9 protein-coding genes and 1 pseudogene are annotated in these 10,727 nt (G+C 44.0%); 2 read left to right on the plus strand and 8 right to left on the minus strand.

Going from position 1 to position 10,727, the window contains the following annotated elements:
• Positions 1–22: 22 nt before the first annotated feature.
• The 3 genes from IQ257_RS20280 to IQ257_RS20290 all read right to left on the minus strand — a co-directional run bounded on the left by IQ257_RS20280 (position 23) and on the right by IQ257_RS20290 (position 3,421).
• The gene (locus tag IQ257_RS20280; protein ID WP_193874362.1) at positions 23–1,102 is read right to left on the minus strand and encodes a glycosyltransferase family 2 protein; all 1,080 of its coding nucleotides are present in this window, start codon (positions 1,100–1,102) and stop codon (positions 23–25) included.
• Between the two features lie 19 nt (positions 1,103–1,121).
• A complete protein-coding gene (locus tag IQ257_RS20285; protein WP_193874364.1) occupies positions 1,122–2,393 on the minus strand; it encodes a glycosyltransferase in 1,272 nt (423 codons plus the stop codon).
• A gap of 182 nt (positions 2,394–2,575) precedes the next feature.
• Positions 2,576–3,421: a glycosyltransferase gene (locus tag IQ257_RS20290; RefSeq protein WP_322744411.1), complete on the minus strand. Its 846-nt coding sequence runs from the start codon at positions 3,419–3,421 to the stop codon at positions 2,576–2,578.
• 483 nt (positions 3,422–3,904) lie between these two features.
• Between IQ257_RS20290 and IQ257_RS31605 the strand changes: the two are divergent.
• Positions 3,905–4,054, plus strand: a pseudogene (locus tag IQ257_RS31605) (aldehyde dehydrogenase family protein); the annotation flags it as partial.
• A 3-nt stretch (positions 4,055–4,057) separates the two neighbouring features.
• Here the strand turns inward: IQ257_RS31605 and IQ257_RS20295 are convergent.
• The 5 genes from IQ257_RS20295 to IQ257_RS20315 form a co-directional block, all read right to left on the minus strand.
• On the minus strand, positions 4,058–5,845 hold the full coding sequence (locus IQ257_RS20295) for an ABC transporter substrate-binding protein (protein ID WP_193874366.1): 1,788 nt from the start codon (positions 5,843–5,845) through the stop codon (positions 4,058–4,060).
• 134 nt (positions 5,846–5,979) lie between these two features.
• A complete protein-coding gene (locus IQ257_RS20300; protein ID WP_193874368.1) occupies positions 5,980–6,534 on the minus strand; it encodes a hypothetical protein in 555 nt (184 codons plus the stop codon).
• A gap of 62 nt (positions 6,535–6,596) precedes the next feature.
• Positions 6,597–7,292: a hypothetical protein gene (locus tag IQ257_RS20305; RefSeq protein ID WP_193874370.1), complete on the minus strand. Its 696-nt coding sequence runs from the start codon at positions 7,290–7,292 to the stop codon at positions 6,597–6,599.
• A 189-nt stretch (positions 7,293–7,481) separates the two neighbouring features.
• Positions 7,482–8,231 (minus strand): DUF6920 family protein, encoded by a 750-nt coding sequence (locus IQ257_RS20310; protein ID WP_228060874.1) that lies wholly within the window; start codon positions 8,229–8,231, stop codon positions 7,482–7,484.
• Between the two features lie 61 nt (positions 8,232–8,292).
• Positions 8,293–9,651, minus strand: a complete 1,359-nt coding sequence (locus IQ257_RS20315; RefSeq protein WP_193874372.1) for an MFS transporter — start codon at positions 9,649–9,651, stop codon at positions 8,293–8,295.
• Positions 9,652–10,281: 630 nt separating this feature from the next.
• Between IQ257_RS20315 and IQ257_RS20320 the strand changes: the two genes are divergently transcribed.
• Positions 10,282–10,701 carry a BlaI/MecI/CopY family transcriptional regulator gene (locus IQ257_RS20320; protein WP_193874374.1) on the plus strand — a complete coding sequence of 140 codons (420 nt, stop codon included), beginning with the start codon at positions 10,282–10,284 and terminating at the stop codon, positions 10,699–10,701.
• The last annotated feature ends 26 nt before the right edge of the window (positions 10,702–10,727 follow it).

Genomic DNA, 10,727 nt, shown 5'->3' on the forward strand with positions numbered 1-10,727 from the left:
TGATTAACTGAGAAAATTGTCATTAATGATTAGCTGGGCTGGAGACTAAGTTTGGCGCAGGTGAAGTGGCAGATTGTTGCTGCCGTTGTTTAGAATGGCGAGTAGTTAAGGTTTGATTAAGTAACTGTTCTGGCTTAATTAAAAGACTTTCCAATTTGCCGCTGCCGATACCAAAGGTTAAAAAACGAACCAAAGGAAAAATAATCGTGCCTTTTCTACGCCACCCCTTTTGCAGCTTTTTGTATTTAGTTTGAAAATAGCTGTCTTCAGCCAGATTCCATTTCTTTTGCAGATGCATCAAGCTAGCGAACGTCCAAGCATCGCTCCAGCGCAGCATATAGAAATGCAAATCAGACCACTTCAGAGGGGGTCCGGGCACATAAGTAACGATACAAGCAGGTTCAAAATAAACGGCACCTCCGGCTTGGCGAATGCTCATGCAAAAATCTAAATGCTCTTTGGTGTTGAGCATCCCTTCATCCAGTTGACCCACCTGATCGAAAATAGACCGACGGACTAATACACAGTGAAATTCGGCTAACTCTGTTTGAGTGCGCTCAAGGCGATCGCGAACCTCTGCAACGGGTTTTCCTTGGTCATACATTTTCTCCCGCAGCCGTCGCCGTCCCGTTTGATCGACCCAAATGTGAGATTCTCCCCCGGCAAAATGGACAATTTCATGAATCGGCTCATACTGACACATCAGAGGACCGACTACCGCCGCGTCTGTTTCCTCAGCAGACTGCACTAAAGCAGTGAGCCAATTGGGTGAAACAATGACATCATTGTCTAAAAAGACGACATATTTGGTATCGACTTGAGATAAACCTAGGTTTCTTGCCTGGTTTGGGTAAAGGTAATACTCTGTGCGTAATAGCTGAAACCCTTTTGCATCCGCTTGCTGTTCCAAATAGCGTCGAACTGGTGCAGGAGAATTGCCATCGACGTAGATTAACTTATAGGGCAATTGAGTGTGAGCAAATACACTCTCTAGAGACCGACGCGCACAGCTAAATCGCTCGCGGGGAACAACCACAATCGTAACCTGGGGTTGCTCTGAGGATAGGGTATTAGAGGTAGATGGGTGAGTCGTGAGAGTCATATAAAATCCTCCGTGATACTTAGGTACTTAAGGGGAGTGCCACCTCGGGGTGAGGAACTGAGTCACCCTGAAGTAACGATTGATAAAGGGCGACAAGGGCATCATTTAAGCGATTAAGATCATAATGTTGCTCCACAAACAAGCGTCCGGCTTGTCCCATTGCCGACCAACGTTCAGGATGCTCAATTAAGTAAATTAACCGATCAGCGATCGCATCGGCATCTCGTTCCGGGACTAAGAAGCCAGATACCCCCTCTTCAACCAACTCTGGAATCCCTCCATGAAGTGTACTGATCACAGGTAGACCCATCGCCATTGCTTCTTTGAGAACGTTAACGGGAGCATCCTGATTGCCATCAGCCGCCGTCACGCTTGGTGCAATAAATAAGTGAGAATTCTCTAGTAATGTAATTAATTCCGCTTGAGATTTTTGTCCCACTAACTTAATGGCTTTTTCTGCATTAAGTGACTGAATGATTTTCTCTAATTCCGGGCGTAATAGTCCATCCCCAATAATCATATATTCTAAGTTAGAATACTGTTCTAAAACTTTCGCCACTGCTCGAATAGCATATTCAATCCCTTTCTTTTCAACTAAACGTCCTGTCGTGGCGATACGAACTAAACCATCTTGGGGAAAGTGACGAGATTTAAATGGAAAACGGCTATAGTCTAAGCCTGAACCATGAACTCTGATTTTTTCCAGATCGCAGCCTAGCTCAATCACTCGGCGCTTGAAAAATTCACAGTTTGCCAGAAAATAGTCTCCATACTTGAACAACGGGTTATACACATTTTCACCCTTTTCTTTCACAAAATTGCTGATGTCATGACCTCTAAAAATGGTAATTAGCTTCGCACTAGGAGCATTCACAGCATGGAATGCCATTCCTCGAAAGCTAACTGTACCAAACTGGCAGTGAATAATGTCATAGTGTTTTTGAAAGTTAGGAATTAGGGTATAGAGTAGCCAAAGTGATATTGCCTGTTCTCCATATTTAAAAAAGTTAAGGGATTTTAAGGTATCTAGAGGGGCTTGAATCAAGTTAGAAGTGAATAAGCCACAACCTTTAACGAGACGCCAGAGAAGATTAGCTGGAATTTCGGGTAAATAGTAGGTTCGGTTAAGTAGCTGATAAGTCACCACATCTTCATGCAGCTTATCTAGATCGCCTAGACGATCAGCGTAGATATCAACCTCATGACCTCTCTCAAGGAGACCTGTAATTTGATTCAATATAAATGTCTCTGATAAAACAGGAAACTGACCGACTATAAAGGCAATTTTCATATTCATTTATTCTTATGCTGTTAATAATTTAGTGTCATTATAATTCTTATTAGTTTGTACAATCCTACGATTTACAGTCTAGCTGGACTTTCGCCAAATCGAAGTCTTATCTTAGCCCAAGCACTTGTATATCGAACAAAAATAATTACCAAAGATACTTTGATTTTCTCCTCTATTTTTTTTTATTTAGGGTTTTTAAAAGTACTCGTAATATACATAACAGGCGGAATTAAATCTTGGCAAAAAATCGCCCAAAACATTAGGTTTTTTAAGAGTTTAGCAGGAAGCATATTTTGGTTAGAGATTGCGAAAAGCAAAGTACCTGGGTGAAAGAAATGATATAAATTTCTATTTAAAAGATCATAATGACCTCCAGCTAGTCGAACTACTTTTTGGTATATCTGATTGAATGAGGCTCTGGCTGGATGAGCTATCCGAACCTCTTCAGCGTAAACTTGCTCATATCCATGATCATAAACACGTCTTCCCCAATCTAAATCTCCTCCTGACTTGAGATCTTGATTAAACGTTCCCACCTCTTGGATCACAGACTTGAATGTAAGTAAGTTTGCCGTAGCTCCATATTTCATGTCTCTCAGATGTTGTTTTTGAGGAAAAGCATTGGCAATCTCAAAAAGTTCAACCAATGTAGGGCGATTTATATCTTTGGGAAAGACTTCAATATTCCCCGCCAACAAACCACAGTTAGAAACCTTCAGTAAATTTTCCACGCCCTTTTCAATCCAATCTGACGCCGGAATACAGTCAGCATCAGTAAAGGCAATCACCTCGCCTTTCGCCAAAGATATCCCCTTGTTCCGAGCCGCATAAGAACCGGGAGTGCTTTCATAAGCCGCAATCGCTTGACCAAATTGAGCAACTACCCCTTTAATGTCTGCTGCTTCATCAGATGCATTATCGACAACAATCACTTCATATCCTGTTTTTGGATAAGTCTGATTTTCCAGAGCCTCTAAACAGAGTTTTAGACGCTCGGCGTCATTATAAACGGGAATGATGACGGACACGAATAGATGAGAGTGATAGTCCATTTCCTTGGCGAGAAAGCGGTTATGTGTTATCAATGAATATTTTATGGACAGACGTTCTCTGTTTTTTATTAACACATAGAGAGACGCCTATCTACTAATTGACCATTGACACAGAAAATTTCTGTTTAACGTGCAACAATCTGTTGCTGTGGCTTTTTAGGCGACTCCTCTCTAGTAGGTGACCGCCTCCAATAATGACAACTAGATGATGGGTCAAGGATTTACTTCCTAATTTTTTAGAATCTTAGATACGTAGAGGATTAGAAAGAATTGCCAATTACTAGAGAAACCAGAATTGAGGTACCGACTAATTCACGAGAAATTGACGCAAAGATCCGTGGCTCAATAGCTAACAAGTCGCCCCAGGGTAATGTTTTCCAGGTTGGGATAGTCGGTTGATAGGTTTGCCAGTAGTGACGAACTAGACTGATCGCAAAGGCTAATCCACTATAAAAATAGTATAGTGACTTAAATGAAGCGATCGCACAAATTAACGCTCGACCCAGACCCTTAGCCCTTTACTTCTTCTCCAAAGATAAACAGAAACAGCAGCAAGTCTTACAGCAGACCTCTTCCGGCGGCGCTTGTATCAACGATACAGTAATGAATTTCCTAATCATCCACAAGTTTGAGTTCGTGAATATTCCAGAATGCGCCGCCTAGTGCTGAATAGTCTATACCCTCCACGCGATCGCGTACTGCTGTCATTGATAACGGGTTAACCAGGTAAATATACGGTAAGTTCTCCTTAATCAGGCGCTGCGCTTCACTATAAATCGCTTTGCGTTTTTCCTCATCTAACTCTTGCGCACCTTGAACGTAAAGGTCGTTAATTTTCTGCTCCCAAGGAGCCACTTCCCACCCCTGAATCGGCGGTTGACCAACGGTTGGTTTTTGATTGAAGCTGTGTAAGCCGCCTTCCATAGACCAGACATTTGCACTGTTATTCGGTTCTAACCCGCCGCCACTAAAGCCGAGGAGATGCACTTCCCAATCGAGGGTGTTGGTGAGTTTTTCAACCATAGTGTTGAAGGCAATGGGAGTGAAATCCACTTGGATGCCAATTTTGCCCAAGTCTCGTTTAATCTGTGCTCCCATTGACTCACGCAGCTTATTTCCGGCATTGGTAATTAAGGTGAAACGAACTCGATTACCTTCGGCGTCAAGGAGTTGCCCTTCGTTGTTATAGGTGAAGCCTGCTTTTAATAGCAATTCCTTGGCTTTTTGGAGATTGTAATCGTAGACTGTTAAACCGTCTTCTGGAGAAAGATAGTAAGGGCTTTGTATCGGTAGATTAGAATATTGTGGCTCACCCAATCCCCGATATAGATTATCGATCATTGTTTTTCGGTCAATGGCATAGGCAACCGCTTGTCTGAATTCTAGGCTATTAAACCAGCGGGACTTAACTGGATCGATGAGAGGTTTCCCATTCCGGCTACCTTTATTAAGATTGAAAGAAATAAAACTAGAGCTGAGTGTCGGACCCCCTGTGTAGATGGTAAAGTTATTCTTATCTTCTTCTTGCTTGAGCAGGGAAAAGAACTCTGGCGAGACACCCAGAGCGTCTAACCCACCGGAACGAAACTGCAAAAAGGCAGTATCGGTGGATTCTACAATTTCCGAAATAATGCGATCAATGTAAGGTTGCGGTTTACCCTGGGGACTTTCGCGCCAGTAGTAAGGGTTGCGCCGAAGTACCACACGCTGACTGGTGTTGTAGCGTTCTAATTGGTAAGGTCCATTAACAATAATTTTGTTAGGGTCAGTATCCACGCCCCAAGTGGTGAGAAACTGAGGTTTTCCCTCTTGATCTTTGGCGTTTACTGTATCCCGCAGGGCGTGGGCGGGTAAAATTGCTAGTCCTGTGGTGCGTAGGAAGGGGGCAAAGGGTTCGGGTGTGGTAAATTCCACCCGTCGCTCGTCTAGTTTCTGTACATTGGGAAAACCACCCGTCTCACCAATCCTGAGAATATCTCGAATATCGGTAGGAATGTCTTCGTTGAGGTAGATATCGTTGTAGGTAAAAACAACATCATCGACTGTTAGGGGTTCTCCATCCGACCATTTCAGTCCCTCTCGCAGGGTAAACACAATGCGCTGCTGATCCTCAGAGATTTCCCAAGATTCAGCTAAGGCAGGTTGAATCTCACCCGTAACCCCATTTTCTGCCACCAGTCCCTCATAGGTATAGGGAAAAATATTGGATGACTCCTGACTGAGGGCGTAGTTGAAGGTTGCAGGATCGCTGAGACTGCTGGTTACGAGTTGAGACTTTTGTGCCGCCTCAGATACAAAGAATGCTGGGTTGCAGCCCGAAAATGCGATCGCGCTAATACAAGTCAGTATACCCAGAAACCAGCGTCGTAGAGGGACAGTGCGGAAAATGGCAAAAATCATATCAACGGATTGCTATGTTAAAACCCCACTATCTTCAGCCTAGCGATAATCTTGAAAACTGTAGCGAGAGATTTGTAAATAATCCCGAGGATTCCCTCAAGAGCCGAGCTATTTTACAGGTACGAGTCACTTAATTACCCTTGAAATGTAGCTAATTTCTCCAGCAGAGTCTCCACTAAATCTAGTAACTGAATTTCATCCTCTTCATCACCAGACTCACGGTTAATCTCTCCACCCATCACCTTACCTGCTAAAACATCGGTAGCCTCACGGAGCCTATCCGATTTGTCAGTAATACTCAAGCATTCTTGCAGATGAGCAATAATTTGAGGCAATCCCTCAGTTTCCATTTGCTGCTGCACTCTAACCGCTAACGGATGATTACTTTCCCGCGCCCACACAGCGGCTGGATAATCACTTGCCAAAAAAGCAGTGATAAAGTCTAAGACTGAGATATCCACTCCAGTTTTATCAGATGTCAGGACTTGAACATCCAGAGTTTCACTTCCTGGTGCCTCTTCATCTTCTCCCCACCTCTCTAACCAGTCCCCCTCAACATCCTCTACATAGCGATGGATGCAGTCAAACCCATAGGTTAGTAAATCATTTTGTAATATTTGAGCTTTTTCTACAGCTTGAATGAATTTTTTTAATCTCTCTTGACGATCCGTTTGTTCTTCTTGAACCATAATGACTGAAGGTGGCTAGATTATGTTTTGACAAAAATTTATTAAAGAGTAATTGCCAGAGATTATAAATTGAATTTTAGATAAACCCTTGATCGGAGCTTATCACTGTTATAGAGTGCTATGTTAACTATCTGATGTACAAAATCAGGTTCACTGGGGTTAAAACTTAAAAATAAACCTCTCTCTATGCCCCAAAAACGTAGTGTATTTTCCCAATTTCCAGACTTTTCTTGAAAGAATTCTTCAGAAAGTGTTGTTAGCTGAATACATAGGGGTTTTTGCTGCTCATTACTGACAATTATATCAGTTGCCATTGATAGATCGGCAATATAGCGTTTTACAATAGGACATTGACGATGATTGATCTGATTCGCTACAGATTTAAGGAAATGCCCATCGTCCTGATGGAATGTTCCCGCCATTAATTTTTGTTTCCAAATATAAAACTTTGGATCATTTTCGTTCAGCCATTTAGGAAATAGGTCGCTATACCAATACCTCAAGGCGGGGTTGAGCTCAGCGAACGCTAATTGTTGCTCGTCTTCAGAAGGGAGAGATTTGATGATCAACCAAGCTTCAGAATCCCTAATTATCTGTAGCAAAAAAGCCATTACAAATTTTTTGGCAGTAAGTGACCCGGGTTTAACATCTTTAACCCAGCGATTGATCTCATCTAACCTTTTCGCTAAACAAGGTTCTATCGAAGAGGCATCGATAATTAGGGATTTGAGTTTCTCCTTAATCTCTTTGGCTTGCAAAGGATTTCTCTATTCACTAAGATTTTGATTTTGATTCACTCATTATATCTAGATTCCTGCCACCTATCTACTCCATTATCCAGCAAATATTGGGCTAAAGACAAAACTTAAATTTCGTCAGCAATTTTGAGTTGGTAACTATTCCCTAAGTACGGCGTCTCAGCGTCTGAGTTCTAGATTGGCTCACCTTTATCGGTAAATTGCATCTTCAATCGTAGCTCGAAAGAATTCGCCCTCTGACTCAAAACGATCAGTGCCCAAATACCATCCACCCCGCAACCGCGTTGGGATGGTATAGCCAGAGAACGTGCTATCTCTCTCCAAAACGCCACCAAAATCTACATAGTGGTGTTCAGCCTCCTCCGGATTGCCCCATCGCTTCAGCTTAAGGCTCTCTAGTCGCCCTTCCTGATTAACCGTCAGGATGAGTTCCGTGGTTTCACCCAACAGCGTAAGATGGGCATGGGCATGAGAGGCATCGGGTACCGTCCATGTCACCTGGCGATCGCAAAAAACAGAGGGCAACCAGATACACTCTCCCTGCATCCGCCCCACTGCAGAGCGCGTGATATCGGAACCCGTCGCTGTCATGACTGGAAACAGCCCCAGTAACTTCCACTGCATAGCACCTTCGCCATCGACTAAGCGATCTGAGCCTCGAATGGGTAAGCCATTCATCCATGCCGTGGCACTCCAGATCATGCCACGATTCCAACAAATCACTTGCTCGGCTCTAAATGGCAGCCAGTCTTTTAATTTGATCTCGCCGTGCATCCGCAATCGAACGGCAGAGGCGAGTTTCGTTCCAGGTGCGATCGCGTGTTCGAGATAACGTTGTGCTATGTCGGGCAAACCAGTAAGTGCATCGGGCTGAAAAACTTGCTCACTCGATGGTGCTGATTTCCATAACTCATCAAGGGAGACTTGTGTACTCATCATTCCCTCCAGTGTCTGACTAACATTCTGCTTTACTTTTTGGTCAGAGTTAGAAAGTGAGAGGTTAAGTTTTCATAGCCGTTTCTTCTGACAAATTCATTTGAGGCTTGGGTACATCAACGACAGACTCTAATTGCACCCGCTGAGTTAAGACAGCAGCGACAAGCAAGAACCCACCGCCAATAACGACTGCTAACAAGCGATTGTTATCGAGCCAGTGATCCATCACCCAACCGAAGCCCAGGGACACAGCAATCTGAGGCAGTACGATAAAGAAATTGAAGATTCCCAGGTAGATTCCTGTGCGCTTGGACGGCAAACCACCAATCAGCATGGCATAGGGCATTGTTAAGATACTCGCCCAGGCAATGCCAACACCTACCATTGACAGAAATAATAGATACTTGTTGTCAATCGCGGCTAGGGAAATAAAGCCCCCTGCACCGCACAGTAAGCAAAAGCCGTGAGCGAGTTGGCGGCTGGTTAGTTTTGCCAGTCTGGGTAAGAGCAAAGAGAAGATAAAGCAAACGGCATTATATACAGCGATACAAATTCCTGCCCATTCAATACCATCGTTGTACAATAACGATTGCTGATTTGTTGCACCAAAAATATTCCAAGCGACTGCTGGCGGAAAGTATAAGAAGAAGCAAAACATCCCAAACCAGGTAAAGCACTGCACCCAGGCAAGCTGTTTCATTACAGATGGGATGTTTTGCATTGCGCTCCAAATTTCTTGAAACGTACTAATAATACCGCCGCGTTCTGCCTGCTCTTTCTCAAATGCCGCTAGATTTTTGGGTGGGTATTCCTCGGTTGTCAGGACAGTCCAAAGCACAGTGCCGAAGAAAAAAGCAGCACCAATGTAAAACGAGAGTTCTACAGTTAGCGGAATTGCCCCTTCGTGTCCGCCAAGGGAAGGAATATGAAAGACGTTATTCAAAACCCACGGTAAAGCCGATGCAATAACGGCTCCCAAGCCAATGAAAAGGCTTTGCATAGCAAACCCTCGGGTTCGCTGGCTTTTGGGCAGTAAATCACCAACAAACGCCCGAAACGGTTCCATACTGATATTGGCAGACGTATCTAAAATCCACAGCAGTCCTGCTGCCATCCAGAGTGCAGATGCATGGGGCATTAAGACAAGGGCAATCGAGCCGAGAATTGCACCGATTAAAAAGTAAGGTCGTCGCCTACCCAGGCGTCCCCAAGTGTTGTCGCTCATGTTACCAATAATCGGCTGGACAATTAACCCCGTCAGAGGAGCTGCCAACCAGAGAATGGGGATTTGGTGAGCATTCGCACCGAGATATTCAAAAATGGCGCTCATATTTGCCATTTGGAGTCCCCAGCCAAATTGAATGCCGAAGAACCCAACGCTCATATTCAAGAGCTGCCAAAAATTTAAAGGTGTTTTTTTCATTACCAAACGTATCTTGCAACACTGGAACAAGCCACCATCCTGACTGCATTTTCGCTTCACTAGCGTTAACGTAGACAGCCCGTCGTTAGCGTTGCCAGAGTGTAGTGAATTGAACTCTGTTCCTTTTCAAGGCTAAACTAGCGCTGGACTAAGGTTCCGCCACAAAGAAAGCTTTACAAACCTTTCCTAGCAGGAGAGTGGAATGCTGTCCCTCAGAGGAGCTTGCATACCTTAAGGGCATCACCCTTTCCTCAAACTTCAACTCAGCAAATGGAGGGACACTTTACCAAAACGTTAACGCTTCAGCACTATTTGAAGCAACCCTTTGGGGGTTGAAGGCTTACCTGCTCAGTGGCTGAATCCCTCTGTTTAGAAGGCTTTAGATAGGTGGTTTCAGGTAAATGACACGCCAACGCCAGTTTCACCCTGACTGCATTTGAACCGAAATTGATCTGCTAGCACATCGGAATATAGGCAGACATTTTCGGTAGATTCCCCGATTTTAGTTCAACCCAGAGGAAGATAAAGCTCTCTTCTGGATCATTTATTTTCTGGAAGTCAGCTTCTAATATCAAACTATCAAACTCAGGTAAACTAGGTTTCCAGTTCCCTGTCTTTGACTGTACAGTTATGGTTCCCATGCCCGATTACCGTCCCAAGCAACTCTCCCTCGGTCCATTAGAGTCTGAAATTTTAGAGATTGTGTGGGAACTTAGTTCAGTGACAGTCAAAGAGGTTCACGAACGAATTTTGGCTGACCCAGACCGGGAGTTAGCTTATGCTTCAGTAACAACTGTACTGAGTCGCCTCACTCAAAAAGGTTGGCTAACTTGCGATCGCAAAAACCGCACATTCCGTTGGCAGCCCTTGCTTTCTCGCGAACAAGCCAAGATTCTGCAAGCTCACGACCAGTTGCAAAGATTTCTAGCTGTAGGAAATCCTGATGTTGTAGCAGCCTTTGCAGATAGTCTCGACCAGGCTAGCCTAGAACAAATAGAAGCGATCGCCCAGCGTCTAAAGGCAATCCGCAAAGCTAGGGAGGAGCAATAATGCATCTGATCCTTATTCTGAGCGCT

Source organism: Coleofasciculus sp. LEGE 07092, assembly GCF_015207375.1.
Taxonomy (GTDB): domain Bacteria; phylum Cyanobacteriota; class Cyanobacteriia; order Cyanobacteriales; family Coleofasciculaceae; genus LEGE-07092.